This window comes from Streptomyces sp. NPDC006711 (assembly GCF_042869775.1).
Taxonomy (GTDB): Bacteria; Actinomycetota; Actinomycetes; order Streptomycetales; family Streptomycetaceae; genus Streptomyces.
The window spans coordinates 129,996-156,241 of record NZ_JBIAGO010000005.1 but is presented as its reverse complement, the minus strand read 5'-3'; the positions used below and the strand labels follow the sequence as shown (position 1 = coordinate 156,241).

24 protein-coding genes are annotated in these 26,246 nt (G+C 73.1%); 7 read left to right on the top strand and 17 right to left on the bottom strand.

The genetic code is table 11. The features are described 5' to 3' along the window. Positions 1-34: 34 nt before the first annotated feature. The 4 genes from ACFYM2_RS13450 to infC all read right to left on the bottom strand — a co-directional run bounded on the left by ACFYM2_RS13450 (position 35) and on the right by infC (position 3,616). A complete protein-coding gene (locus ACFYM2_RS13450) occupies positions 35-889 on the bottom strand; it encodes a TrmH family RNA methyltransferase (protein WP_388835998.1) in 855 nt (284 codons plus the stop codon). Positions 890-2,174: 1,285 nt separating this feature from the next. Further along, complete coding sequence (rplT, locus tag ACFYM2_RS13445) at positions 2,175-2,558, bottom strand: 50S ribosomal protein L20 (protein ID WP_003970214.1); 384 nt, start codon at positions 2,556-2,558, stop codon at positions 2,175-2,177. 105 nt (positions 2,559-2,663) lie between these two features. Beyond that, on the bottom strand, positions 2,664-2,858 hold the full coding sequence (gene rpmI, locus ACFYM2_RS13440) for a 50S ribosomal protein L35 (RefSeq protein WP_100577122.1): 195 nt from the start codon (positions 2,856-2,858) through the stop codon (positions 2,664-2,666). Between the two features lie 104 nt (positions 2,859-2,962). Next, a complete protein-coding gene (infC, locus tag ACFYM2_RS13435; protein WP_359004267.1) occupies positions 2,963-3,616 on the bottom strand; it encodes a translation initiation factor IF-3 in 654 nt (217 codons plus the stop codon). Positions 3,617-3,991: 375 nt separating this feature from the next. Between infC and ACFYM2_RS13430 the strand changes: the two genes are divergently transcribed. After that, positions 3,992-4,387, top strand: a complete 396-nt coding sequence (locus tag ACFYM2_RS13430; protein WP_359004224.1) for a DUF1844 domain-containing protein — start codon at positions 3,992-3,994, stop codon at positions 4,385-4,387. A 43-nt stretch (positions 4,388-4,430) separates the two neighbouring features. Here the strand turns inward: ACFYM2_RS13430 and ACFYM2_RS13425 are convergent, their stop codons facing one another. Genes ACFYM2_RS13425 through ACFYM2_RS13415 form a run of 3 tightly spaced genes read right to left on the bottom strand, consistent with a single transcriptional unit; the run spans position 4,431 to position 7,545 of the window. Next, a complete protein-coding gene (locus tag ACFYM2_RS13425; protein WP_388835995.1) occupies positions 4,431-5,159 on the bottom strand; it encodes an SseB family protein in 729 nt (242 codons plus the stop codon). Between the two features lie 53 nt (positions 5,160-5,212). After that, the gene (gene mycP / locus ACFYM2_RS13420; RefSeq protein ID WP_388835992.1) at positions 5,213-6,421 is read right to left on the bottom strand and encodes a type VII secretion-associated serine protease mycosin; all 1,209 of its coding nucleotides are present in this window, start codon (positions 6,419-6,421) and stop codon (positions 5,213-5,215) included. 26 nt (positions 6,422-6,447) lie between these two features. Then, positions 6,448-7,545, bottom strand: a complete 1,098-nt coding sequence (locus tag ACFYM2_RS13415) for a hypothetical protein (RefSeq protein ID WP_388835989.1) — start codon at positions 7,543-7,545, stop codon at positions 6,448-6,450. A 170-nt stretch (positions 7,546-7,715) separates the two neighbouring features. Here ACFYM2_RS13415 and ACFYM2_RS13410 point away from each other — a divergent pair, with 170 nt between their 5' ends. After that, complete coding sequence (locus ACFYM2_RS13410; protein WP_359004236.1) at positions 7,716-8,918, top strand: amino acid deaminase/aldolase; 1,203 nt, start codon at positions 7,716-7,718, stop codon at positions 8,916-8,918. Between the two features lie 16 nt (positions 8,919-8,934). On the opposite strand, the gene ACFYM2_RS13405 is transcribed toward ACFYM2_RS13410, so the two are convergent. From ACFYM2_RS13405 to ACFYM2_RS13385, 5 genes are all read right to left on the bottom strand, one after another. Beyond that, positions 8,935-9,870, bottom strand: a complete 936-nt coding sequence (locus ACFYM2_RS13405; protein ID WP_388835985.1) for a DUF2510 domain-containing protein — start codon at positions 9,868-9,870, stop codon at positions 8,935-8,937. A gap of 22 nt (positions 9,871-9,892) precedes the next feature. Further along, on the bottom strand, positions 9,893-11,125 hold the full coding sequence (locus tag ACFYM2_RS13400; protein WP_388836247.1) for a haloacid dehalogenase-like hydrolase: 1,233 nt from the start codon (positions 11,123-11,125) through the stop codon (positions 9,893-9,895). Positions 11,126-11,318: 193 nt separating this feature from the next. Then, a complete protein-coding gene (locus ACFYM2_RS13395; protein WP_388835981.1) occupies positions 11,319-12,134 on the bottom strand; it encodes a 3-oxoacyl-ACP reductase in 816 nt (271 codons plus the stop codon). 6 nt (positions 12,135-12,140) lie between these two features. Then, positions 12,141-13,520, bottom strand: a complete 1,380-nt coding sequence (locus tag ACFYM2_RS13390) for an aldehyde dehydrogenase family protein (RefSeq protein ID WP_388835978.1) — start codon at positions 13,518-13,520, stop codon at positions 12,141-12,143. Between the two features lie 8 nt (positions 13,521-13,528). Continuing rightward, entirely contained in the window at positions 13,529-14,893 is a 1,365-nt protein-coding gene (locus ACFYM2_RS13385) for a glutamine synthetase family protein (protein WP_359004249.1), read from the bottom strand. Between the two features lie 179 nt (positions 14,894-15,072). Here ACFYM2_RS13385 and ACFYM2_RS13380 point away from each other — a divergent pair, with 179 nt between their 5' ends. The 3 genes from ACFYM2_RS13380 to ACFYM2_RS13370 all read left to right on the top strand — a co-directional run bounded on the left by ACFYM2_RS13380 (position 15,073) and on the right by ACFYM2_RS13370 (position 18,071). Beyond that, the gene (locus ACFYM2_RS13380; protein ID WP_359004270.1) at positions 15,073-15,771 is read left to right on the top strand and encodes an FCD domain-containing protein; all 699 of its coding nucleotides are present in this window, start codon (positions 15,073-15,075) and stop codon (positions 15,769-15,771) included. Between the two features lie 116 nt (positions 15,772-15,887). Further along, the gene (gene eat / locus ACFYM2_RS13375) at positions 15,888-17,339 is read left to right on the top strand and encodes an ethanolamine permease (RefSeq protein ID WP_388836244.1); all 1,452 of its coding nucleotides are present in this window, start codon (positions 15,888-15,890) and stop codon (positions 17,337-17,339) included. 51 nt (positions 17,340-17,390) lie between these two features. Further along, positions 17,391-18,071, top strand: a complete 681-nt coding sequence (locus ACFYM2_RS13370) for a gamma-glutamyl-gamma-aminobutyrate hydrolase family protein (protein WP_359004275.1) — start codon at positions 17,391-17,393, stop codon at positions 18,069-18,071. A gap of 427 nt (positions 18,072-18,498) precedes the next feature. Here the strand turns inward: ACFYM2_RS13370 and ACFYM2_RS13365 are convergent, their stop codons facing one another. After that, on the bottom strand, positions 18,499-19,428 hold the full coding sequence (locus ACFYM2_RS13365) for a LysR family transcriptional regulator (protein ID WP_359004251.1): 930 nt from the start codon (positions 19,426-19,428) through the stop codon (positions 18,499-18,501). A gap of 70 nt (positions 19,429-19,498) precedes the next feature. Here ACFYM2_RS13365 and ACFYM2_RS13360 point away from each other — a divergent pair, with 70 nt between their 5' ends. Then, positions 19,499-20,614 (top strand): TDT family transporter, encoded by a 1,116-nt coding sequence (locus ACFYM2_RS13360; RefSeq protein ID WP_388835975.1) that lies wholly within the window; start codon positions 19,499-19,501, stop codon positions 20,612-20,614. A 21-nt stretch (positions 20,615-20,635) separates the two neighbouring features. Here the strand turns inward: ACFYM2_RS13360 and ACFYM2_RS13355 are convergent, their stop codons facing one another. From ACFYM2_RS13355 to ACFYM2_RS13340, 4 genes are all read right to left on the bottom strand, one after another. After that, a complete protein-coding gene (locus ACFYM2_RS13355; protein ID WP_359004257.1) occupies positions 20,636-21,349 on the bottom strand; it encodes a helical backbone metal receptor in 714 nt (237 codons plus the stop codon). A 31-nt stretch (positions 21,350-21,380) separates the two neighbouring features. After that, on the bottom strand, positions 21,381-21,935 hold the full coding sequence (locus ACFYM2_RS13350; RefSeq protein ID WP_350229425.1) for a helix-turn-helix domain-containing protein: 555 nt from the start codon (positions 21,933-21,935) through the stop codon (positions 21,381-21,383). 197 nt (positions 21,936-22,132) lie between these two features. After that, positions 22,133-23,935, bottom strand: a complete 1,803-nt coding sequence (locus tag ACFYM2_RS13345) for an ABC transporter permease/substrate binding protein (RefSeq protein ID WP_388835972.1) — start codon at positions 23,933-23,935, stop codon at positions 22,133-22,135. Beyond that, complete coding sequence (locus tag ACFYM2_RS13340; protein ID WP_388836241.1) at positions 23,928-25,031, bottom strand: glycine betaine/L-proline ABC transporter ATP-binding protein; 1,104 nt, start codon at positions 25,029-25,031, stop codon at positions 23,928-23,930. Before ACFYM2_RS13340 ends, ACFYM2_RS13345 begins: the two co-directional genes overlap by 8 nt. Before the next feature lie 259 nt (positions 25,032-25,290). Here ACFYM2_RS13340 and ACFYM2_RS13335 point away from each other — a divergent pair, with 259 nt between their 5' ends. After that, complete coding sequence (locus ACFYM2_RS13335) at positions 25,291-26,199, top strand: 5'-3' exonuclease H3TH domain-containing protein (RefSeq protein WP_388836238.1); 909 nt, start codon at positions 25,291-25,293, stop codon at positions 26,197-26,199. Positions 26,200-26,246 lie beyond the last annotated feature (47 nt).

Sequence of the window (26,246 nt, the reverse complement as noted above, 5' to 3'; positions counted from 1 at the left end):
AAGCGCTCAGTGGGCCCCCGAGCCCGACACCCTACTAGGCGGAGGTCACGGAGCGGCACCCTGAGGGAGCGCGCTGCGCACGGGCGGAGGCGTAGAGACATACGGCGGCGGCGGTGGCGAGGTTCAGGCTCTCGGCCTTGCCGTGGATCGGCACACGCACCACGGCGTCGGCGAGGGCGCGGGTCTCCTCGGGCAGGCCCCAGGCCTCGTTGCCGAAGATCCACGCGGTGGGCCCGCCCATCGTGCCCGCGTCCAGCTCGGCGTCGAGGTCGTCCGAGCCCGCGCCGTCGGCCGCAAGGATCCGTACGCCCGCGTCCCGCAGCCCCTGGACGGCCTGCTCCACAGGGACGCCGACGGCGACCGGCAGATGGAAGAGCGAGCCGACCGAGGCGCGTACGGACTTGGGGTTGTAGAGGTCGACGGAGGCGTCGGTGAGCACGACCGCGTCGGCGCCCGCGGCGTCCGCGCAGCGCAGGACGGTGCCGGCGTTGCCGGGGTCGCGGACGTGCGCGAGCACGGCGACCAGCTTGGGCCGCGCCTTCAGGATCTCCTCGAACGGCGAGTCCAGGAAGCGGCAGACGCCGACCAGGCCCTGCGGGGTGACGGTCTGGGAGACCTCGGCCAGCACCTCGTCGTCGGCGTAGTGCACCCGGGCACCCGCGTCGCGGGCGGCGGCCACGATGTCGGCGTAGCGCTCGGCGGCCTCGACGGTGGTGAAGAGCTCGGTCAGGGTGGCCTCGCCGCCGCTGCGGTGCTCGACGGCCTCGCGCACGGCCTGCGGCCCCTCGGCGATGAACCGGCGTTCCTTGCCCCGGAAGTTGCGCCGGGCGAGCCGCTTCGCGGCGGCGACGCGGGGGGAACGGGAGGAGATCAGCTCGGGGCTGGGCATGTACGCGGTCTCTCTACGAGGTGGCGGGCGGGGTGAGTCCGGGGCGCCGACCCGGGCGGGGTGAGTCCGGGGCGCCGACCCGGGCGGGGTGGGCCCGGGACGCCGACCCGGGGCCCTCGTCCTGAAGGGCTCCCCCCTGGGAGGAGCCCCGCCTTGGGCCGACCCTCGGACCCCCCGAAAACCCGAGGTCCGGGACACACCCACCGAGGGGACGGCAGGACCGCCGAAGCGGCTTCGAGGAACGTACCCCCCGCCGACCGGCCACACCCGCCGAGGCCCGGAGCCGGCCCCACCGGAGCGGGGTCCCGGGGCGCGGCCCCGGAGGCGGGGTCCTGGGGGCACAGCCTCCAAGACGGGGTCCTGGGGCGCGGCCCCCAAGGCGGGGTCCGGGGGCACAGCCCCCCGGCGGGGTCCTGGGGCCCGGCCCCCAAAGCAGGGTCCGAGGGCACAGCTCCCCGGCGGGGTCCTGGGGCCCGGCCCCCAAGGCAGGGTCCGAGGGCACAGCCCCCGAGACGGAGTCCCGGAGACCCAACCCCCGAGGCGGGGTCACGGAGGCGCGCCCCCCAGACGAACGCCGGGGGGCACGCCCCCCGAGACGGACGCCCGGAGGCACAGCCTCCGAAACGGAGGTTCGGGGGCAGTGCCCCCGAGGCGGAAACCCAGAGGCACGGCTCCCAAGAGGGAGCCCCGGAGACACAGCGCCCGAGACGGAGGTTCGGAGGCACGGCCCCCGAGACGGAGTCCCGGAGACACAACCCCCGAGGCGGGGTCACGGAGGCGCGCCCTCCCAGACGGATGCCCGGGGGGCACAGCCCGCGAGACGGACGCACGCCCCCCGAGACGGAGCCCCGGAGGCACGACCCCCAAGACGGACGTCCGGGGACACGACCCCCGAGACAGGGGCCCGGGGCGCGACCCCCAAAACAGACGCCGGGGGGCACGACCCCCGAGACGGGGTGCAGGGGCACGCCCCCCGAGACGGGTGCCCGGCGGCACAACCCCCGAACCTCCGCCCCGGAGGCACGACCCCCAAGACGGACGTCCGGGGACACGACCCCCGAGACAGGGGTTCGGGGGCGCGACTCCCAAGACTGACTGACGCCCGAGGGGCACGGCCCCCAAGACGGACGCCTGGGGGCACGACCCCCAAGGCGGGGTTCGGGGGCACCGCCCCCAAGACGGGGGTTCGGGGGCGCGGCCCCCGAGGGGCCCGGGCCCCCAACGCGTCCGGACCCGCAGGCCATCGGCCTGCGGGTCCGGTCCGGCTCAACAAGCCGTCAGGCGCTCACGCGGCCTTCGGGGCGTTGACGTCGCTCGGGAGGGCCTTCTGAGCCACCTCGACGAGCGCGGCGAACGCGTTGGCGTCGTTGACGGCCAGCTCCGCGAGGATCTTGCGGTCCACCTCGATGTTGGCGGCCTTCAGACCCTGGATGAGGCGGTTGTACGTCATGCCGTTCTGGCGGGCAGCGGCGTTGATGCGCTGGATCCACAGCTGACGGAAGTCGCCCTTGCGCTTCTTGCGGTCGTTGTAGTTGTAGACCAGCGAGTGGGTGACCTGCTCCTTGGCCTTGCGGTACAGGCGCGAACGCTGACCGCGGTAGCCGGAGGCCGCCTCGAGGATCGCCCGGCGCTTCTTGTGGGCGTTGACTGCCCGCTTGACGCGTGCCACTTGTTTAACTCCTTGTAGCGGGGCCGTGGTTGGACTCACACGGCCCGAAATCGAATGGGTCCCGGTCTCGACGTTCCGCCTCCGACGGAGGGAGGCGGAGGAACGTCACTTGCCGAGAAGCTTCTTGATCTTCTTGGCGTCGGCCGGAGCCACGACGACCGTGCCCGTCAGCGAGCGGGTCTTCTTGGACGACTTGTGCTCGAGCAGGTGGCGCTTGCCGGCACGCTCACGAAGCACCTTGCCAGAGCCGGTGATCTTGAAGCGCTTGCTGGTACCGCTGTGCGACTTGTTCTTCGGCATAGCGCCGTTATCTCCTCGTCAGTGGCGCTCCCAGCCGGTCCGGGGACCGGCGCGCGGGAGCGTCATATATGTCGGTTTGATGTCCGGAACGGGCTGTCCCGGAATCAGGCCTCGGCGGGGTGTTCCTCGGCCACGGCCTCGGTGGCGGGCTCGTCCTCGACGGACTCGTCCGCCGCGGCCGGCTGACCCTGGCGCTCGGCCTTGCGGGCCGCCTGGGCCTCGCGGGCCTCGGCCATCGCCTCGGTCTTCTTCTTGTGCGGACCGAGAACCATGATCATGTTCCGGCCGTCCTGCTTCGGGCTGGACTCGACGAAGCCGAGGTCCTCCACGTCCGAGGCGAGACGCTGGAGCAGGCGGTAGCCGAGCTCCGGCCGGGACTGCTCACGACCGCGGAACATGATCGTGATCTTGACCTTGTCGCCCTGCTTGAGGAACCGGACGACGTGACCCTTCTTGGTGTCATAGTCGTGCGGGTCGATCTTCGGCCGGAGCTTCATCTCCTTGATGACCGTGTGCGCCTGGTTCTTGCGCGCCTCACGGGCCTTCATGGCCGACTCGTACTTGAACTTCCCGTAGTCCATGAGCTTGCACACGGGCGGACGGGCGGTCGCCGCGACCTCGACCAGGTCGAGGTCATACTCCTGGGCGAGCTCCAGGGCCTTGGCAAGCGGAACGATTCCGACCTGCTCGCCGCTGGGGCCGACAAGTCGGACCTCGGGAACGCGAATCCGGTCGTTGATGCGGGGCTCGGCGCTGATGGATCCTCCTCAGTAGCACCACACGACTGCCTGGCAGACAGCCGCGTATGTCTGGATGACGTGACCAACCGCCGCGAGGCACAAAAAAATGCCCCGGACGGACACAGGCGGGGCTCCAAGAAAACCGGAACACACGCCGCGGGTCCACCGCGGGGCGCACATCGGGCGGCTCCATCGTCCGTACGGAACGATGGGGGCCACCTGACCGGATGACCCGCCTCCCGTGAGGGTGGTCGGGTGGGAGATCGGAGCCTCCACTTGTGGGCCGGGCACACGTGCCTGGCCGGTCGTTACACAAGGTTAGCAGCAACCCGGCGCAGGGACCAACCGAGCGTGCCGGAGGGGCCGGGTCCGACCAGCGCCTATCGTGGGGGCATGAGTGAGACGCCCCCCCAGAACACCGCTGCCGCCACCTCCGCCGACGCATCCGCCGGCACCGCCGACTTCGACACCATGACCCGCGACATCGCGGAGGTCCCGGCGGTAGAGGTGATCGTGACGGTCGCCGTGAACCTGATGAGCGCCGCCGCCGTGAAGCTCGGCCTGACCGAGGAGGGCGACCAGCACAAGGACCTCGACGAGGCCCGCAAGCTGGTGCACGCCCTGGCCGGCCTCCTGGACGCCGGGGCCACCGAGATCTCGTCCTTCCACGCCGCGCCCCTGCGCGACGGCCTGAAGTCGCTCCAGCTGGCCTTCCGCGAGGCCTCCCTCGTCCCGGACGCGCCGGGCCAGGGGCCGGGCGAGAAGTACACGGGCGCCGTCTTCGGCTGAGCCCTTCCTCCAGGACCCACGCGCGAACGGGCCGCTCCTCACCTCACCGGGTGAAGAGCGGCCCGTTCGGCTGTGGGGCCCCGGACGGCAGCACGGCCAGGTCGAGCCCCCGCACAAGCCGGGCCCGCAAAGTCTCGTCGGCGGCGATCAGCTCGGCCACCCGGCGTCCGGCCTCGGCGGGCGCCGCTCCGTCGGCGAGGACCAGGGCGAGCGTGCCGTCGGCGCTGCCGGGGCCGAGATGGGCGCGCAGCACCTCGGGGACGGCGGCCACCGCCGAGCGCACCGCCTCGATCACCGCCGGGTCCTGGAGCGGCTCGGCATCGGCGCGTCCCTCGGCCAGGGCGAGCAGGGCCGCGCCCTTCAGTTCGTACGCCACCGGCCCCGCCAGGTCGATGACCACGGTGTCCGCCTTCTCGTGCACGGCGGCCGCGAGCGCCTGGCGCAGCGGGACCGCCACCGGCCGGGCCGCCGGGTCCCACAGCGCGAGCGCCTGGGTCGAGGTGAAGGCGGGCAGCGCCGTGCGCCCGCCCGCCTTCAGGGTGGGCACCGCCATGTCGCTGGTCTTCTCGCGCTTGAGGCCGTGTTCGTCGATCTCGCTCTCACCCAGCAGCGCGACCACGGGGACCAGCAGCCGCGCCGTGCGCAGCGCGGCGAGCACGCGTGGCTCGGCCGATCTGTCCTCGGCCCAGGCGGCCAGCGCCTCGGTCAGTTCGGGGGCGGCGGTGCCGTCGTCGTCGGAGAAGCCGGAATCCGGAATGTTCTTGAGCGCCACGCCATGAGACTAACCGGGCCGGCCTGCCGGTCCCGCACGGCCTCCGGACCGGCCTACAGCCACTCGCGCGGCGTCTTGACCCGCGTGGAGCGCCACAGCGCCACGCCGGTGGCGAGCAGCAGGACGCCGCCGCCCGCGGAGAGCGGGGCGAGCCAGTCGCCCGGGTCGTCCGAGGCGGCCGGCACGTCGGGGCCGCCGCCGAAGTAGGTCTTGCCGTACCCGGCGGCATGGGGGCGTACCGCGCCCGGTTTCAGTCCGGCCGCGGCGGCGAGGGCGGCGGCCGGGTCGATCATGCCGTAGCCACGGGCGTCGTCGCGGCCGCCCCGGGGGGAGTCGCGCGCGGTGTCCTGGAGGAGCTTCTTGATCTGCGCCGGGGTCAGGCCCGGGTCCGCCGAGCGCAGCAGGGCGACGGCGCCGGACACGAAGGCGGAGGCGGCGCTCGTGCCCCAGCCCTCGTAGTACTTGCGGTCCGGGTCGGCTATCACGACGTCCACGCCGGGTGCGCTGACGGTGGCGTACCAGCGCCGGGTGGAGAAGGAGGCGTGGGTGCCGTTCTTGTCGACGGCGGCCACCGCGATCACGCCGGGATAGGCGGCCGGGTAGGAGATGTGGTCGCCGGAGTCGCCGCCGTTGCCGGCCGAGGCCACGACGACGGCGCCCTTGCCGAGCGCGTACTGGATCGCGGCGTCCTCGGCGGGTTCGGGGTGCGCGGAGGCGCTGTCGTCGCCGAGCGAGAGGTTGATGACGTCGGCGCCGTTGTCGGCGGCCCAGCGGATGCCGTCGGCGAGCGCGCCGCCCTTGGACTCGCGGGCCTGTGCGCGGGCCGGGTCGGACGACTCCAGGATGACGCGGACGGGAAGGATCCTGGCCTCGGGCGCGACGCCGAGCACGCCGGAACGGTTGTCCGCGCCGTGTCCGTGGCCCGCGATGATCCCGGCCATGGCGGTGCCGTGCCGGGCCCAGTCGCGGCTGCCGGGCTCCGCGCCGAAGCCGATGAGGTCGTTGCCGGGCAGTACCTGCCCCGCGAGGTCGGGGTGGTCGGCGTCGACACCGGTGTCCAGGACCGCGACGGTGACGCCCTTGCCCTGGGAGGTGCGCCAGGCCTGCTGGGTGTGCATGGCGCCCAGTTCCCACTGGCGGTCGCGGATGCCGTCGGCGTGCGCGGGTCCTGCGGCGACGAGCAGGGTGAGCGCGGCGGCGGCGCCCAGCGCGGCCGCGCGGCGCGCCCGGACGGCGGGCACGCGGGCGCGCGCCCGAGTCATCGGCGCTCCAGCCGCCGGCTGCCGGGTCACCGCGCACGCTCCGGGCCCGAGGCCACCTTCTTGCGCAGGTCGCGTTCGACGGTGTCGGCGATGCCCTTGGCGTCGTGGCCGAGGCCCGCCTCGGCCACGGGTCCGCTCGCCGCCTGGGCCGTGGCCGTGTCGGCGGACTGCGGCGCGGGGGCCACGCGGCCGTCCGCGAACCCCGAGACGGCGGTGACGACGACGGGCGCGTCCGTGAGCACCCGTACCGTCCAGCTCGCGCGCTGCTTGTCGCCGAACGCGGCGGCGGCGTTGTTCTTGACGGCGTAGGGTCTCGGCATCAGGTCCGTACGCTCCCCCAGCTTCTCGTTCCTGAACCGGTTCGCCAGGGCGGTCATCGCGGCGGGCTGGGCGCGGGTGAAGAGGAGTCCGACGGTGATCACGCTGGTCTCGGTGGCGTCGGTGTAGGTGGCGCGCAACAGGCGGGCGCAGCCGACCGGTGCCACGACCTTCTGGAGCAGGGGGTCGAGCGCGTCCGCGCAGTCGCCGTCCGGCGCGACGCCGATCCGGGTCCACTGGCGGTCCGCACCGCCCGGGCCCGCGCCGGTGCCCCGGATGCTGGGCGGGAAGAGGGTGTCGACGGGGACGCTGTGCCACAGCTCGCGCGCGGCGGTGTAGGTGCTGGGCGCCGAGGGCCCGCCGGAGCCGCCGTCGAGCCAGGTGCCGGCCGCCGCCCCGCCGATGAGCCCGACGCCGAGGACGACGCAGACCGCGGCCGCCGCCACGCGCCCGGGCCTGCGGGCCGGCACCGGCCGCAGCGGGCCCGGCTCGTCGGACAGCGGTGGCGGAGGCAGCAGCGGCTTGGGCGGGGCGGCCGGCGGCGGGGGTATCGCGACGGGAGGCAGCGCGGTGGGAGGCAGGGCGACGGGAGGCGGCGCCGAAACCCCGGAGGGTATGGGGGTGTTCGGCCGGTCGGGCAGGACCGGGCCCGGGTCCATCAGGTTGAGCGCGCAGCGCGGCCGGTCGGCGGCGCGGGCGGGCGCGGGCCCGGCGGGAGCCGGCGCGGGGGGATCGGACGCCTCGGGTTCCGGTGCGGGGGAGGGCAGTTGGGGGGTGGTGTGCGGGGGCCGTGCGTCGGTGGTCATCCGCCCCCCTCGTACCCCTCTTGCCGTCCGGTCCAGCCCTTTCGCGCTCGGGCGTCACTCTACGGGCTGATCCTGTGCGGGCGCAGACCGGTCCGGGCGCCGCGGCATCCCGTACGGTCCGCGCTCTTCGACCCCTACCTTGTGGTAACCGGTTCTGGCAGGCTTCCGCCATGACACCCCGCGCCGCTGACCGCGCCCGGTACGACCGGGCGACCGCTCATCTCGACGCGCCGGTGGCGATCGTCGATCTGGAGGCGTTCGACGCCAACGCGGATGACGTCGTCCGCCGGGCGGCCGGCAAGCCGGTCCGGGTGGCCAGCAAGTCGGTGCGCTGCCGCGCGCTCCTGGAGCGGGTGCTCGCCCGGCCCGGCTTCGCGGGCCTGATGTCCTTCACGCTCGCGGAGTCGGTATGGCTGGCGCGCGCCGGGTTCGAGGACGTACTGCTCGCCTATCCCTCCACCGACCGCGCGGCCTTCACCGAGCTGACCGGGGACTCCAAGCTCGCCGGCGCCATCACCGTGATGATCGACGACCCGGCGCAGCTCGACCTGGTGGACCGGGCCCGCGAGGGCGCCGGGCACGAGGTGCGGGTCTGCCTGGAGCTGGACACCTCGCTCCAGCTGCTGGGGGGCCGGGTGCGTGTCGGCGCCCGCCGCTCCCCGCTGCGCACCCCGGCCCAACTGGCCGAACTGGCCCGCTCGGTGGCGCGGCGCCCGGGTTTCCGGCTGGTGGGTCTGATGGCGTACGAGGGTCATGTCGCCGGGGTCGGGGACGCGGTGGCGGGGCGTCCGCTGCGTTCGCGGGCGATCCGGGCGATGCAGGCCGTGGCCCGCAAGGAGCTCGCGGCACGGCGGGCCCACGTGGTGCGCGCGGTGCGGGCGGTCGCGCCGGATCTGGAGTTCGTCAACGGGGGCGGCACGGGCAGTGTGCAGCACACGGCGGCCGAGGCGGCGGTGACCGAGATCGCCGCGGGCTCGGGGCTCTACGTGCCGCGGCTCTTCGACAACTACACCTCCTTCAGCGGGCGCCCGGCCGCCCTGTTCGCCCAGCCGGTGGTGCGCCGGCCGGGCGTCGGCGTGGTGACTGTGCTCGGCGGCGGCTACCCGGCCTCGGGCGCGCCCGGCGCGGACCGCCTTCCGGTGCCGTATCTGCCGGAGGGCCTGCGCTACGACCCACAGGAGGGCGCCGGCGAGGTGCAGACGCCGCTGCTCGGCTCCCCCGCCGACGACCTGCTGATCGGCGACAAGGTGTGGTTCCGGCACGCCAAGGCGGGCGAACTGTGCGAGCGTTTCGGGGAGTTGCACCTGGTGGAGGGCGACCGCGTGACGGCGACCGTGCCGACCTACCGGGGCGAGGGCCGCACGTTCCTGTAGGCCCGCCGCCCCCGGATCAGGGCGAGGGCGGGGCCAGGCTGGTGCCGACGCCGCCGTTCTGACCGCCGCCGCCACCCCCACTGCCGCCGATCGGCGCGATGCCCTGCGCGATGGTGTCCATGAGGGCGAGCGGCGGCCCGTCGGACCCCGCGTCGAAGGAGAGCCGCACGATGACCATCGCCTGGTTGGCCATGGGCGCGGGAAAGGCGAGGGATTCGACGTAACCGCCGGGCCCCGCGCCGGTCTTGACCCGCCAGCGCACCAGATAGCCGGTGCTCCCGTCGACCGACACGGGGGCGGACTTCACCTCCTGGTGCGAGGTGATGCCCTTGTAGTGGTGGACGCCGTTGCCGGTGGGGTCCGCGTCGTAGGCGTCCTTGGCGGCGTCGGCGATGTCGTTCTTGGCGACGGCCTCGGGGGTCGTGAGGTCGGTCCGGGTGGCCGTCGTCGTGGAGACCCCGCCGCCACGGCAGTACCCCTGGTCGCCCGGGCAGTACAGGATGTCCTTGGTCACCATGGTGACGCGTCCGGTCACCGGGTCGTCGCCCTCCTCCCAGCCGTCCGGGATGGGCAGGGTGATGCCGTTGAGCTGGTCGACGAGCCGGTGCGGATCGCGCGAGGGTGCCGGACTGTCCTGCGGGGCCGGGGCGTTGGCGGCCGACGGCGCCTTGGGCCCCTTGCTCGGGGCCGCCGCCCGCGCCCCGTCGTCCCCGGGCCGGGCGACGAGGACGGCGGCGACGATCCCGGCCACCAGGAGCACGGCGGCCGAGGCGATGACCGCCGCCCGGCCGCGCCGACGGGCGGGCGGCGGGGCCACGACCGCCACCGGGGGCCCGTAGCCCTGCTGGCCTGCGGCGCGGGTGTGCGCGGTCCAGGCCGCGCCGTCCCACCAGCGTTCGTTGCCGGGCAGGCCCGGATCCGCGTACCAGCCGGGCGGGGTCGTCAAGGTCATGGCCCCAGCCTAGAACCCGTGTTCAGCCGGCGTACACGGAGTCCCGCTGATCCGGAACGACCGAGCCGTCGGCGCGGCGCACCGGGGCCGGGGTGCCGTCGTGGCCGGTGTAGCCGGTGGTGGCGCAGGGGTAGGGCGCCGTCTTTCGGCCCTTGGGCTCGATGAACATCGGGTTCACGATCCAGCGGCCGTCGCTGTCGTCGTACGCCCGGCACATCAGCTCGTTCTTGTTGCGGTTCAGGACGAGCCGAAGACCGGTGGCGTCTCGCAGGAAGGAGACGTCGGTGTCGGAGTCGCCGGCCGCGAACACCTGCCGCCGGCCCGCCGGCTGTACGCGCTCGGCGGCGGCGCCGCGCACCCCGAAGATCTCCTGGTTGATCCAGCAGCGCTTGCCGTCGATGTAGGTGATCACCGAGTCGTCGCCGTCCTTGGCCGAGCCGCAGCCCACGAGGTGCGAGGTGATGCGGCCGTGCTCGGTGGTGGAGCGGATGCCGATGGCGTGGTCCGGGTCCACGCCCGCGCCGCGCGCCCAGACGTCCACCACGGGCTCGGGCGACGCGGAGGTGATCCAGACGTCGAAGCCGGCCCTCTGGAGCGTACGGATCAGATCGCGCTGCTGGTCGTAGTAGCGCACCCAGGCGGTGGCCTTGGTGTTGCTGCCGACCGTCTGGACGGCGTCGGCCGGGGCCGACAGGTTCTCGGCGCGGGCCGCCGCCGCGAAGGACCGGACCTGCGCCGGGGTCCAGCCGTGCAGGAGCTGGGCGAGCCAGGCGTAGGAGGGCTCGATGGTGCGGCGGTCGTACCCGGCGAAGGCGGCCGTGCCCGCGCTGGTGGCGCCCTCGCCGTACACCGCGAGGATTTCGTCCGCGCACCGCGTGTCGCTCGCGGTCGGCAGCGTCTTGGAGGGGCCCGCCGGGCACGCGGCGGACAGCGCCGTGGCCGCGTCCTTGGTGAGGTAGCGGCTGGTGGTGCGCCAGTCTCCGCGCGCCGGGCGCTGGATCTTGGAGTGGCGCAGCAGCCAGTACATGGTGGCGTCACCGACGTCGTTCTTGACGACCGTGTTGTCCCAGTCGAAGACGGCGACCGGCTCCTTCTTGCCGTGACCCGCGCCCGCCTCGCAGGTGCCGTAGGTGTCGATCAGGTCCTGGATGCGGTCCTGGTTGTCGCCGAACCACCCCTGGGAGATGGTCAGTTGGGGGCAGCGCGCCGGGTGCGCCTCGGCGGGCTGTGCGGCGACGAGCCCGGCGGCGGCCATGGAGAGCGCCGCGGCGAGGACGGGAAGCCGGCGGACGGCGGGGACCGCGGAGAGGGCAGACACGCTGGAGGACTCCTGTCGTAGGGAAGATCGTCACGGACGCTAGACAGCGCGGCCGGGCGTCGTGCGACGCCCGGCCGCCCAGTGCGTGACCGTCGGGTGAACAGCCGGGGCCGAGGGGAGGAGAGGGGGTTTAGAGGGGCGTGACGTACGCCCCGGAGATGCCGCCGTCGACCAGGAAGTCGGTGGCGTTGATGAAGGAGGAGTCGTCGCTCGCGAGGAAGGCGACGGCGGCGGCGATCTCGTCGGCCTCGGCGAAGCGGCCCGCAGGGATGTGCACCAGGCGGCGCGCGGCGCGCTCGGGGTCCTTGGCGAACAGCTCCTGGAGCAGCGGGGTGTTGACGGGCCCCGGGCACAGCGCGTTGACGCGGATGCCCTCGCGGGCGAACTGCACACCGAGCTCGCGCGACATCGCGAGCACGCCGCCCTTGGAGGCGGTGTACGAAATCTGCGAGGTCGCCGCGCCCATGACGGCCACGAACGAGGCGGTGTTGATGATGGAGCCCCGTCCCTGGCGCCGCATGTAGGGCAGCGCCGCCTTGCAGCACAGATACACGGAGGTGAGGTTGACCTCCTGGACGCGGCGCCAGGCGTCGAGTCCGGTGGTGAGGATCGAGTCGTCGTCGGGCGGCGAGATGCCCGCGTTGTTGAACGCGATGTCGACGCTGCCGTAGGTGTCGAACGCCGTCTTGAACAGCGCCTCGACCTGTTCTGGGTCGGTGACGTCGACCTTGACGAAGAGCCCGCCGACGGCTTCCGCGGCGGCCTTGCCGGCGCTCTCGTCGATGTCCCCGCACACCACGTGGGCGCCCTCGGCGGCCAAGCGCTTGGCGGTGGCGAGTCCGATACCGCTGCCGGCTCCGGTGATGACGGCGGTGCGGCCGGTCAGGCGGCGGCAGACGGGGTTCCGGGGGGAGTCCCCAGGGGTCGTTGCGGTGTCGTCGGTCATGGGTGCTCAGGCCTCCGTGCTGATGAAGACGTTCTTGGTCTCGGTGAATGCGGCCAGGGCGTCGGGGCCGAGCTCGCGGCCGAGGCCGGACTGCTTGTAGCCGCCGAACGGGGTCGAATAGCGCACGCTGGAATGGGAGTTGACGGACAGGTTGCCGGCCGCGACGGCGCGCGAGAGGCGCAGCGCGCGGCCGATGTCGCGGGTCCAGATCGAGCCGGAAAGCCCGTAGTCGGTGGCGTTGGCGAGCCGTACCGCGTCCTCCTCGTCCTCGAAGGGGAGCACGACGGCGACCGGCCCGAAGACCTCCTCGACGGCGGCGGGCGCGTCGGGGCCCAGGCCGGTCAGGACGGTTGGCGCGAACCAGAAGCCGGGCCCGTCGGGCGCGCTGCCGCGCAGCGCGGGCGCGTCGTCGGGGACGTAGGAGCGGACGCGGTCCAGCTGGACGCGCGAGATCAGCGGGCCCATCATCGTCTTCTCGTCGGCCGGATCACCGACCACGATCTCCTCGATGGCGGGGCCGAGCAGTTCCATGAAGCGGTCGTACGCGCCGCGCTGGACCAGGATGCGGGTGCGGGCGCAGCAGTCCTGGCCGCAGTTGTCGAGGAAGGACATGGGGGTGGCGGCGGCCGCCGCCTCGATGTCGGCGTCGGCGAAGACGATGTTGGGGCTCTTGCCGCCGAGTTCGAGGGTCACCCGCTTCACGCGGTCGGCGCACTTGGCCATGATCTGCTTGCCGACGCGGGTGGACCCGGTGAAGACGATCTTCGCTACGCCGGGGTGCTCGACGAGCGCGTCCCCCGCGATCGTGCCCGCGCCGGGCAGGACCTGGAAGAGGCCTTCGGGCAGCCCCGCCTCCAGGGCGAGGCCGGCCAGCCGCAGGGCGGTGAGCGGGGTGGTCTCCGCGGGCTTGAGGATCACCGCGTTGCCGGCCGCGAGCGCGGGGGCGGTGCCCCAGGCGGCGATGGGCATCGGGAAGTTCCAGGGGGCGATGACACCGACCACGCCGAGCGGTTCGAGCAGGGTGATGTCGAGGCCGCCCGCGACCGGAATCTGACGCCCACTCAGGCGCTCCACTCCCCCGGCCGAGAAGTCGAGCAGATCGCGGACGTTGCCCGCCTCCCAGCGGGCGTTGCCGATGGTGTGCCCGGCCTCCTGGACCTCCAACTGGGCCAGTTCCTCGATGTGTTGGTCGACCACGGCCGCGAAGCGGCGCAGGAGGCGGGCGCGGTCGGCGGGGGCCGCGGCGGCCCAGCCGCGCTGGGCGGCCCTGGCCCGTGCGACCGCGGCGTCCACGTCGGCGACGGTGGCGCCGGCGACGACCGCGATCACCTCCTCGGTGGCGGGGTTGAGTACCTGTAGCTCGTACGCGGTGGACGCGGTGGACAACGTGTTCCTCACAGGCGTTCGAAGGAGCGGCGGAGCTCCCAGTCGGTCACCGCGGCGTCGAACGCGTCGAGTTCGACCCGCGCCATGTTGCGGTAGTGCGCGACGACCTCGTCCCCGAACGCGGCCTTGGCGATGGGGCTGTTCTCCCACAGTTCGGCGGCTTCGCGCAGGGTGGTGGGGACGTGGGCGTAGTCGCCGACATAGGCGTTGGACGTGCAGGGCTCGGGCAGCTCCAGCTCGTTCTCGATGCCGTACAGGCCGGCCGCAACGAGTCCGGCGACGGCGAGGTGGGGGTTGACGTCGCCGCCCGGGAGGCGGTTTTCGAACCGGGTCGAGGCGCCGTGGCCGACGACCCGCAGCGCGCAGGTGCGGTTGTCGTGGCCCCAGGCGACGGCGGTGGGCGCGAAGGAGCCCGGCTGGAAGCGCTTGTAGGAGTTGATGTTCGGCGCGTACAGGAGGGAGAAGTCGCGCAGCGCGGCGAGCTGGCCGGCCAGGAAGTGGCGCATGAGGGGCGACATGTGACCGGGTCCGTCGCCCGCCATCACATTGCGGCCGTCCTCGTCGGTGAGCGAGAGGTGGATGTGGCAGGAGTTGCCCTCGCGCTGGTCGTACTTGGCCATGAAGGTGAGCGAGACGCCCTCCTGGGCGGCGATCTCCTTGGCGCCGGTCTTGTAGATCGCGTGCTGGTCGCAGGTGACCAGGGCCTCGTCGTAGCGGAAGACGATCTCGTGCTGGCCGGGGTTGCACTCCCCCTTGGCGGACTCGACGGTCAGGCCCGCGGCCTGCATCTCGTTGCGGATGCGGCGAAGCAGCGGCTCGATGCGGCCGGTGCCGAGCACGGAGTAGTCGATGTTGTACTGATTGGCCGGGGTCAGGCCCTGGTACCCCGCGTCCCAGGCCTGCTCGTAGCTGTCCCGGAAGACGATGAATTCGAGCTCGGTGCCCACCTGGGCGGTGTAGCCGTGCTCCGCGAGCCGTTCCAGCTGGCGGCGCAGGATCTGGCGGGGCGCGGCGACGACCGGGGCGCCGTCGCTCCAGCCGAGATCGGCGATGAGCATCGCGGTGCCCTCGTTCCACGGCACGCGGCGCAGCGTCGCCGCGTCCGGGCGCATCGCGAAGTCGCCGTAGCCGCGCTCCCAGGAGGACATCGCGTAGCCCTCCACCGTGTTCATCTCGGTGTCCACGGCCAGCAGGTAGTTGCAGCCCTCGGTGCCGTGCGCAAGGACCTCGTCCAGGAAGAAGCCGGCCGCGAAGCGCTTGCCCTGCAACCGCCCTTGCATATCGGGGAAGGCCAGGACGACAGTGTCGATCTCACCGCTCGCGACGAGGTCTCGCAGCTCCTCGATCGAGAGCGGGGGTGTGCGGTCTGCCACGGGAAGCTCCTCCTTGGGTCAGCCGAGAGCCATAAGGTATGGGGTAGGACCATTGATTGGGAAGAGGAATCCACGACGTGGCGAAGAAGATCGACTCGGCGGACCCGGCAGAGGACGGGAGGCCGGACCCGGCAGAGGACGGGAGGCCGGACCCGGCAGAGGACGGGAGGCCGGACGCGCTGGTGCCCGTCCTGCGGACCGTACGGGCCGGGAACGGCTTCGAGGAGGCGCTGGAGCAGGTCCTCCAGCTGCTCCGCCTCGGGCTCGTGCCACCGGGTGAACGGCTCCCGCCCGAACGGGAGTTGGCCGAGCGGATGGGGATCAGCCGGGTCACCCTGCGCGAGGTCTTGAAGGTGCTCCAGGACCAGCGCCTCGTGGAGAGCAGGCGCGGCCGCTACGGCGGCACGTTCGTGCTGGCCAGGGCCGCCGAGGGCGGCGAGGACGAGCTGCGCAGGCGCGTCGCGTCCGTCGACGTCGAGGACACCCTGCGCTTCCGCGAGGTCCTGGAGACCGGGGCGGCCGGATTGTGCGCGGCGCACGGGCTGGACGAGCGGGGCGCCGGGCGGCTGCGCGCCGCGCTCGCCGCGACCCACGACGCCGAACTCTCCGACTACCGCCGCCAGGACACCCTGCTCCACCTCACCCTGGCCGAGCTGTCCGGATCCCCCACGCTCACCGCCCAGTACGCGGCGGTCCGGGCCGGCGTCAACGACCTCCTGGACTGCATCCCGCTCCTGGTGCGCAACCTGGAGCACTCCCAGCACCAGCACACCGCGCTCGTCGAGGCGGTGCTCGACGGCGACGCGGACGGCGCGCGCGAGGTGATGCGGGAGCACTGCGCGGGGACGGCGGCGCTGCTGCGCGGCTTCTTGACCTGAGCGGGTCCGGACCCCGCGGTTTCGCGCCCACCCCTTGCGCATCACCGCGCCCTACGGCAAAGGTATGCAGCCAAACCATTGAATTGATCTCCCCCGACGATCATCTGGAGCGGCTCATGGCCGAGGGCACCGACCTGCGCACCGCACCACCCGCCACCGCCGAGGACGACTATCTGCACCGGCGCACCCTGCGGCGCGGCAGCGCCAGCTGGCTGCTGCTGACCGGGCTCGGCGTCGCCTATGTGGTCTCGGGCGACTTCTCCGGCTGGAACATCGGCCTGTCCAAGGGCGGCTTCGGCGGCCTTGCGGCGGCCACCGTCCTGATGGGCATCATGTACGCCTGTCTCGTCTTCTCGCTCGCCGAACTCTCCGCCATCCTGCCCACGGCGGGCGGCGGTTACGGCTTCGCGCGCCGGGCGCTCGGCACCTGGGGCGGATTTCTCACCGGCACCGCGATCCTCATCGAGTACATCCTGGCGCCCGCCGCGATCTCGCTGTTCATCGGCGACTACGTCGAATCGCTCGGCCTGTTCGGGCTCACCTCGGGCTGGCCCGTCTACCTCGCCTGCTTCGCGCTCTTCATCGGGATCCACCTGTGGGGCGTGGGCGAGGCGCTGCGCTTCAGCCTGGTCGTCACCGCGATCGCGGTGGCGGCCCTGCTGGTCTTCGCCGTCGGCGCGTTCACCGACTTCGACGCGTCCCGGCTCAACGACATCCCGGTGGACACCTCGGCGCTCGGCGCCGGCTCGTGGCTGCCGTTCGGCGTGCTCGGCATCTGGGCCGCGTTCCCCTTCGGCATGTGGTTCTTTCTCGGCGTCGAGGGGGTGCCGCTCGCGGCCGAGGAGGCCAAGGATCCGGTGCGGTCCATGCCGCGCGCGCTCGCCATCGCGCTGTCGGTCCTCGTCCTGCTCGCCGTGGTGACGTTCCTGGCCGCGACCGGGGCGCACGGCTCGGCGGCCCTCAAGGACGCGGGCAACCCGCTGGTGGTGGCGCTCCAGGGCGCCGGCGGACCGACCGCGCTCAGCCGCTTCGTCAACTACGCGGGGCTCGCGGGCCTGGTGGCGTCGTTCTTCTCGCTCATCTTCGCGGGCTCGCGCCAGCTCTTCGCCCTCTCCCGGGCCGGCTACCTGCCCCGCTTCCTGTCCCTGACCAGCCGCCGCAAGTCGCCCTACCTCGGCCTGCTGATCCCCGGCGCGATCGGGTTCGCGCTGGCCGCGTGGAGCGGCAACGGCGGGCGGATGCTGAACGTGGCCGTGTTCGGCGCCACCATCTCGTACGCTCTGATGGCGCTCTCGCACGTGGTCCTGCGGCGCCGCGAGCCGGACCTGGAGCGTCCCTACCGCACACCGGGCGGCATCCTGACCTCCTCCGTCGCCTTCGTGCTCGCGCTGTCCGCGCTGGCGGCCACCTTCCTTGTGGACAAGGACGCGGCGTTCATCGCGCTGGGTGTCTACGCGATCGCGCTGGCCTATTTCGCCTTCTACAGCCGCCACCGGCTGGTCGCCCACGCGCCCGAGGAGGAGTTCGCCGCGCTGGCCGAGGCCGAGGCCGAACTCGCCCGGGACTGACCGGGCCGCCCGCCCCGCCCCGCCCCGCCCCTACGAACGGAGACCGTGACCGTGCCCAAACCGCTGATCGGCATCAGTACGTATCTGGAGCCCGCCGCGTGGGGGGTCTGGCAGATGCCCGCCGCCCTGCTGCCCGCCGGCTATCCCCGGCTCGTGCGGGCGGCCGGGGGCCTGGCCGCGATGCTGCCGCCGGACGACGACCCGGCGGCCGCGGCCGAGGTGGTGGCGCGCGTCGACGGCCTGATCATCGCGGGCGGCGCGGATGTGGAGCCGGTGCGCTACGGGGCCACGGCCTCCCCGCTGACCGGGCCGCCCGCCCGCGCGCGGGACGCCTGGGAGCTGGCCCTGATCGAGGCGGCCCTGGCCTCGGGCACCCCGCTGCTCGGCATCTGCCGGGGTCTTCAGCTCCTCAACGTCGCGCTCGGCGGCACGCTGGTGCAGCACCTGGACGGGCACACCGGTGGACGCGGGGTGTTCGGCGAGCACACCGTCGAGCCGGTGCCGGGCACGCTGTACGCCTCGCTCGTGCCCGAGGCGGCGTCCGTGCCGACCTACCACCACCAGTGCGTGGACCGGCTCGGCGCCGGGCTCGTGGCGTCGGCGTACGCGGCGGACGGCACGGTGGAGGCGGCGGAGCTGCGTGGGCCCGGCTGGGTGCTTGGCGTCCAGTGGCACCCTGAGGCGGGCCACGACATCCGCTTGGCGCGGGGGCTGGTGGGGGCGGCGGCCTGACCCCGGGCCGAGCACGCGGATGCCTGGGGCGCAGCCCCAAGAACCCCGGCCGCGGACCGTGCCCGCTCCTCGCGCAGTTCCCCGCGCCCCTGACGGGGTCAACGCGGGCCCCCACCGGCATACCCAGCCCGTCCGGCAATCGGGGACGAGGCCCTTCAGGCCGAACGGGGTCTGGGGCGGAGCCCCAGGGGGCCCCGGCTGCGGGCCGTGCGTGGCTGGTCGCGCAGTTCCCCGCGCCCCTGGCAGGGCTCGTGCTGGCCCACACCGGCAACCTCAGCCCGTCCGGCGTTTGAGGACGAGGCCCTTCAGGCCGAACGGGGTCTGGGGCGGAGCCCCAGGGGGCCCCGGCTGCGGGCCGTGCGTGGCTGAGCGCGCAGTTCCCCGCGCCCCTGAGGATCGGTGCCGGCTCACACCGGCATCCGGGGGCCTATTTGGGGGCGGCCAAGGAGAGCAGATCGCGGGCGGGGCCGGCCGGAAGCGGGCCCCTGCGCCACACCGCGCGCAGATCGCGCCGCAGCCGTACGCCCTCGACCGGGATCCGCACCAGACGGCGGGCGGCCAGCTCCTCGCCCAGGGCCAGTTCGCTCAGGACCGAGGGCCCGGCCCCGCTGACCACGGACGCCTTCACGGCGGTGGTCGAGGACAGCTCGATGAGAGGGTCGGCAAGTCCGCCGTGCGCGGCCAGCGCCGCGTCCAGGACCTGACGGGTGCCCGAGCCGCGCTCGCGCAGGATGAGCGGGGTCGCGGCCAGTTCGGCCGGGGGCAGCGGCCCGCGCCGGCGCGCCCAGGGGTGCGAGGGCGCCGCGACCACCACGAGCCGGTCGTGCCCGATGACCGCCGAGTCCAGCCCGGCGGGTACGCCAAGCCCCTCGACGAAGCCGAGGTCCGCCTCGTCACCGAGCAGCAGCTTCGCCACGAGGGCGGAGTTCCCTGCGCTCAGGGACACCGCCGTGCCCGGGCGCTCGGCGCGCAGCGCGATCAGCCAGCCCGGCAGCAGGTACTCGGCGATCGTCATGCTGGCGGCGACCCGCAGCCGCGAATCGCGCCGCCCCCGCAGCGCCTGCGCACCCGCGTCGAACGCCTCGGCCGCCTCCACCACCCGCCGCGCCCAGTCCGTCACGAGGACGCCCTCGGCGGTGAGCCGTGAGCCGCGCGGGGAACGGTCGACGAGCGCGACGCCGAGGAGGCGTTCCATCGAGCGGACGCGGCTGCTCGCGGCGGGCTGGGTGATGCCGAGATCGCGGGCCGCGCGTCCGAGACTGCCGTGCCGGGCGACGGCGAGCAGCAGCTCCATCGCTCCGAGGTCGGGCACCCGGTGGGCGAGGGGCGCCTGGTCCTCGGGGCGGCTCGTGGTCATAAACCCAGCTTATGGGCTCATAGGGCCAGCGGGCGTGGTGGGGGTCCGCGCGCGGGACGAGGCTTGATCCATGGCCCTCACCGCGCGACCACGCCCCCGCACCCAACCCCTCGTCGTCCCCCGGCGCCGCCCCGCGCTGCGCCACCTCGGCCCGAACTGGTACGCCGCTGTCATGGGCACCGCCATCATCGCCAACGCGGGCGCGGGGCTGCCCTTCCACGTTCCGGGTCTCGCGCTCGTCTGGGCGCTCTCCCTCGCACTGCTGGCCGTAGTGCTCGTGGCCCGCGCCGGGCACTGGCTGCACCACCGCGACCAGGCCCGCGCCCACCTCCTCGACCCCGCCGTCGCGCCCTTCTACGGCTGCCTCTCGATGGCCTTCCTCGCGGTCGGGATCGGCTCCCTCTCCGTCGGCGCCCAGCTGATCGGCGAGAGCGCGGCGGTCCCGCTGGCGTGGGCGCTGTACGGCGTGGGCACGGTCACCGGTCTGGTGGCCGCGGTGGGCGTCCCGTATCTGATGGTGGTGCGGCACGAACTCGCTCCCGGCAGCGCCTCCCCCGTCTGGCTGCTCCCGGTGGTCGCGCCCATGGTGTCGGCGACGCTCGGCCCGCTGCTGGTCCCCCATCTGCCCGCGGGCCAGGCCCGTGAGGCGATGCTGCTCGCCTCGTACGCGATGTTCGGCATGAGCCTGCTCGCCACGCTCATCATCCTGCCCGTGGTGTTCTCGCGTCTGGTCCACCGGGGCGCGCTGCCGCTCCTGCTCACCCCGACCCTCTTCCTGGTCCTGGGCCCGCTGGGCCAGTCGACCACCGCCGTGAACAAGCTGGCCGATGTGGCGTCCGGCGCGATCGGCGCCCCCTACGCGCGGGGCATGGGCGCCTTCGCCGTGGTGTACGGGGTGCCGGTGATGGGCTTCGCCCTGATGTGGCTCGCGCTCGCGGTGGCGATGGCGGTGCGGGCGGCCCGGCGCGGCATGGGCTTCGCGATGACCTGGTGGGCCTTCACCTTCCCCGTCGGCACCTGCGTCACCGGGGCCGAGGGCCTGGCCCGCCACACCGGCCTGCACGCCTTCGACTGGCTGGCGGTGGCCCTGTACGCGCTGCTGGTGACGGCCTGGCTGGCGGCCGGCTTCCACACCGTACGGGGGCTGCTCGACGGCAGGTTGCTCGCGCCGCCCGCCAAGAAGTGACCCGCTGAGGCGCCGACGCGCTCAGCGGTCCCTCCCCAGCGCCGCGCCCAGCACGGCGGGCGCCCGGACCAGTGAGGGCCCGTACCAGGTGAGATGGCGGCCGTCGACGAGGGCGGCCGGCAGGGCGGGGAACGCCTCGGGACCGTCGCCGGGCGTGAACGGATAGGGCTCGTCGGGCAGCACGACCAGGTCGGCCCCCGCCGTGTTCAGCTCCTCGACGGCGACGCGGGGGTACCGCTCGGCGTGCTCGGCGTAGACGTTGCGTACGCCCAGACGCGCGAGCAGGTCGCCCGCGAAGGTGTCGCGGCCGAGCACCATCCAGGGGCGCCGCCAGATCGGCACAACCGCCCGGCGCTCGGGGCCCGGCCGCACCCCCGCCCACGCCCGCTCGGCCGCGTCGAGCCAGCCCGGACGCGCCAGGCCGCAGCCCTCGACCAGGACCCGTTCCAGCTCGGTGAAGGCCTGCGGCAGCGAGCGGACCTCGGTGACCAGGACGTCGAGTCCCGCGTCCGCCAGGGCGGCCAGGTCGGCGGCCCTGTTCTCCTCCTCGTTGGCGACGACCAGATCCGGCGCGAGCGCGACGATCCGCTCCACATGCGGATTCTTGGTGCCTCCGACGCGCTCGGCGCCGAGCCCGGCCGGATGGACGCACCAGTCGGTGACGCCCACAAGGAATCCGGGGGCGCCGGCCGCGACCGCCTCCGTCAAGGACGGGACGAGGGAGACCACCCGCATCAGTGGCGCCCCGTGCCGAGCCCGCCCGCCATCAGGGGCGGGTCTCCTCGATGGCCTCGATGTGGTCGGCGACCGCGACGACCAGGATGCGGGTGCCGGGCAGCGCGGCGCGCCAGCGGTGGCGCACCCCGCCGGACAGGCACAGCGTGTCGCCCCGCTCCAGACGGTAGGCGCGGCCCTCGGCCTCGACCTCGGCGGCGCCGTCGGCCACGTACATCAACTCGTCGTTGCGGTGCTGGAATTCGCGCCCGGTGTCCTGATCACCGGTGAACTCCATGGCGTGCAGCTGGTGGTGGCCGCGCAGCAGGGCCCGTACGCCCTGGCCCTCCCCCTCGGGCTCGGCGCGCACGACGTCGACGGTGCGGGCGCAGTCGGCGGCGTCGTACAGCTCACCGACCGTGGTGTTCAAGGCGTCCGCGACGCGCTGGAGGGAGCGCGCGCTGGGGCGGGCGCGCTCGTTCTCGACCTGGCTGAGGAAGGGCACCGAAAGGCCGCTGCGCTCGGCGACCACGGCCAGGGTGAGACCGAGACCGCGGCGCAGACGCCGCACCGCCACCCCCACCCGAAGAGTTTCCTTGTCGTCCATCTCCCGGGCCCTCCCCGTTCGCTCGATCCGTCGTGGCACCAGCCACGTGCAGGTCACCCTACGCAGCTTCGGACCCCGACGGGACCGTCCCGCCGAGATCGCCACGGGTTCCGTCCGCGATCGGGCCGGATCACGACGTCGTGCGGCCGCGGCCCGAGGGGGGCCGCGGCCGCACGAAGGAAGGTGGAACGGGGTCCTCAGGAACCGACCGGGGTCCACTTGTCGGCGAGGCCGGGGTTGTCCTTGAGCCAGGCGCGCACCGCGTCCTGCTCCTTGCCCTTGCCGGTGGACTGGATCTTCGCCTCGAGGCTGGTGAGCTGCTTCTCGTCCATGTGGAAGTTCTTCAGCCACTTGCCGACCTCGGCGTTGTCGGCGGAGAAGCCCTTGCGGGCCAGCGTGTGCACGTCGTCACCCTTGCCCCAGGCGCCCTTGGGGTCCTTGAGCTTCTTGAGGTCGTAGGTGTTGTACGCCCAGTGCGGCGACCAGAGCGGAACCACGATCGGCTCCTTCTTGGCGTACGCCCGCTTCAGCTCGGCCAGCATGCCCGGCGTGGAGCCGTCGACGACCTTGTACTCGCCGTCGAGACCGTACTCCTTGAGGATCTTGTCCTTGAGGATCCCGGTCTCACCGGCGCTCGGCTCGATGCCCACGATCCGGTTCTGGAACTCGGCGCCCTTGCCCTTGAGGTCGTCGAGGGTGTTGACGTCCTTGACGTAGGACGGCACCGAGAGCTCGAGGGAGGTCGGGCCGTACCAGGAGCCCACGTCCTCCAGCTTGTCCTTGTACTTCGCCCAGTACTGGGCGTGCGTGGTGGGCAGCCAGGAGTCGGTCTCGAAGTCGATCTGACCGCCCGCCATGCCGGTGTAGAGCGCTCCGGCCTCGTACTGGCGGGCATCGACGGTGAAGCCCCGGCGCTCCAGGAGCTCCTTCCACAGGAAGGTGGAGGCGACGCCCTCGTCCCACGGGATGTAGCCGAGCGAGATCTTCTTGCCCTTGCCGACGTTCTTGGCGCCGGACGCGGCGGCCTCCCCGGAGGAGCCGAACACGTTCATGCCGCCCGCGACGAGCCCGAGGATCACCACGCCGACGATCGCGACGACCGGCTGGGGACGGTGGTTCCAGAGTTTCAGGCCGCCCGCGGCCGCCTTCGCCTTGGCCAGCGCGCGCCGGCCGAGCGGGGAGACCTGGCGGCTGAGCGCGCCGGTCATCCGGTCCAGGTACATGGCGAGGACGACGATGGAGATGCCGGCCTCGAAGCCGAGCCCGATGTCGACGTTGCCGATGGCGCGGTAGACGGCGCCGCCGAGGCCGCCGCCGCCCGCCATGCCCGCGATGACGACCATGGAGAGGCTGAGCATGATGACCTGGTTGATGCCGGCCATGATGGTCGGCAGCGCGAGGGGGAGCTGCACCCGCAGCAGGGTGTTGCGGGGGGTGGTGCCGAAAGCCTCGGCCGCCTCCACGAGTTCGCCGTCGACCTGGCGGATGCCCAGTTCGGTCATGCGCACGCCCGGGGGCAGCGAGAAGACGATGGTGGCGATGATGCCGGGGACGACACCGACGCCGAAGAAGATGATGCCGGGAATCAGATAGACCATCGCCGGCATGGTCTGCATGAAGTCCAGGACCGGCCGCATCACCGCGCTGACCGTCTTGGAGCGCGAGGCCCAGATGCCGAGCGGGACCGCGACGACCAGGGTCACGATGGCCGCGACGAGCACCAGCGAGAGCGTGGACATCGTGTCGTCCCACAGCTGGATCGACTCGATGAGCGCGAACCCGGCGAAGGTGAGGACACCGGCGACGAGCCCGCGCAGCCACCAGGCGACGACGGCGAGGATGCCGGCGAACAAAAGGGGCTGGGGGGCGTCGAGGACGGTGTTGATGCCGTCGTACATGCCGTTGACGACGTGGGTGATGGCGTCGAAGAGCCAGGAGAGGTGGGACTGGAGGAAGTTGACGGCGCTGTCGACCCAGTCGCCGAGGTGGAGCCTAGGCATGGGCGGCCACCTCCTTCATCGAGCAGTCGGCCGGGCCTTGCGTGTCGTCCCCGAGGAAGGCGATCAGACGCTCCTGCGGCACGACGCCGAGCAGGGCGCCCTCGCGGTCCTTGACGGCGACCGGGTGCGGGACCCGGGCCGCCACCGCGCACACGTCCGCGACGGGGGTGTCGGGCAGCACGCTCTCGCAGTCGCAGCTGCCCGCGTCGGGGCGGTGCGGGACGGTCATCACGGACAGCGCGGTGAGCACCCGGGAGCGGTCGACGTCCTGGATGAAGGAGGCCACGTAGTCGTTGGCCGGGGTGAGCAGGATGTCCTCGGCGGTGCCGAGCTGGACTATCCGCCCGTCGCGCATCACGGCGATCTGGTCGCCGAGCCGCATGGCCTCGTTGAGGTCGTGCGTGATGAAGACGATCGTCTTCTTCAGGCGCTTCTGGAGTTCGAGGAGCTGGTCCTGCATGTCGCGCCGGATCAGCGGGTCGAGCGCGCTGAAGGACTCGTCCATGAGGAGCAGATCGGCGTCGGTGGCCAGGGCGCGGGCCAGGCCCACGCGCTGCTGCATGCCGCCGGAGAGCTCGTCGGGCCAGGAGTCGCCCCAGCCGGCCAGGCCGGTCAGCTCCAGGGCCTCCGCGGCACGTTTCTCCCGCTCGGCACGGGGCACACCCTGGACCTCGAGGCCGTACGCGGCGTTCTCCAGGACGCTGCGGTGCGGGAACAACGCGAAGTGCTGGAACACCATGCTGATCTTGCTGGAGCGGACCGCGCGCAGGTCGCGGGCGGACAGGGCGGTCACGTCCTGCCCGTCGAACAGGACGCGGCCCGATGTGGGCTCCAGGAGCCCGTTGAGCATGCGCAGCAGGGTCGACTTGCCCGAGCCGGAGAGGCCCATGACCACGAAGATCTGACCGGGTTCCACCGTGAACGAGGCGTCGATCACCGCCGCGGTCGTCCCCTCCGCCCGCAGCTCGTCGCGGTCGGCGCCGCCTTCAAGCCTGCGGACGGCTCCCTCGGGTCGTCTGCCGAACACCTTGTACAGCTGCTCGGCTTGCAGCCTGGACACATACACCTCACGGGTCGAACTGAGAACGGCCCGCATCCCCCGCGGGCGGGCCGTGGAGCGGCGCGGATTCGGTCCGCAGCCCGAGAAATGGTTGAAATCCATACTTGGGTCCGCTCCGGCGACGCGCCTGCCCGGGCCCGACCAGGGCAAACACGACAGTGACCCAGTTCACTTGTTCACGAGCGGAGCGGCTGGTCGCCGGACGCCCAAGCGTCGGGCGCGGGGCAGATGCGCCGTGAGCGCGGGATGACTGTCAGTGGTGTGCGGCATCATCGGGGATGTGACGCGACGCCTGATGCTCCTCGACACCTCCTCCCTCTATTACCGGGCCTACTTCGGAGTCCCCGACACGGTCAGGGCCCCCGACGGCACGCCGGTCAACGCCGTGCGCGGCCTGCTCGACTTCATCTCCCGCCTGGTCCACGACCACCGCCCGCAGGAGCTGGTGGCGTGCATGGACGCGGACTGGCGGCCGCAGTGGCGGGTGGACCTGATCCCCTCCTACAAGGCCCACCGGGTGGCCGAGGTGACGCCGCCGGGGCAGCCCGACGAGGAGGAGACCCCGGACACCCTGGCCCCGCAGGTCCCGGTGATCGACGCCGTGCTGGACGCGCTGGGCATCGCCCGCGTCGGCGTGGCGGGCTACGAGGCGGACGACGTGATCGGCACGCTGTCCGGCCTCGCGCCCGGCCCGGTCGACATCGTCACCGGGGACCGCGACCTGTTCCAGCTGGTCGACGACGCGCGCGGGGTGCGGGTGCTCTACCCCCGCAAGGGCGTCGGCGACTGCGACGTGGTGGACGACGAGCTGATCCGGACGAAGTACGGCGTGCGCCCCGACCAGTACGCCGACTTCGCGGCCCTGCGCGGCGACGCCAGCGACGGACTGCCCGGCGTGAAGGGCATCGGCGAGAAGACGGCGGCCCTACTGATCAAGGAGTACGGCGATCTGGCGGGCGTCCGCGCGGCGGCCGCCGACCGCTTCTCCAGGCTGACCCCGGCCAAGCGCCGGGGAATCCTGGAGGCGGCCGACTACCTGGATGTCGCGCCGAAGGTGGTGCGGGTCGCGATGGACGTCGCCCTTCCGCCGTTCGACCCGGCGCTGCCGGAAGAGCCCCGCGACCCCGCGGCCCTCGAAGAGCTCGTGGCCCGGTGGGGGCTCGCGGGAGCGACGGGCAGACTGTTCTCCACTCTCCGGGCCTGAGGTGCTAGCTTAGGTAAACCTAACTAGTGGTGGATCAGGGGAGCGCA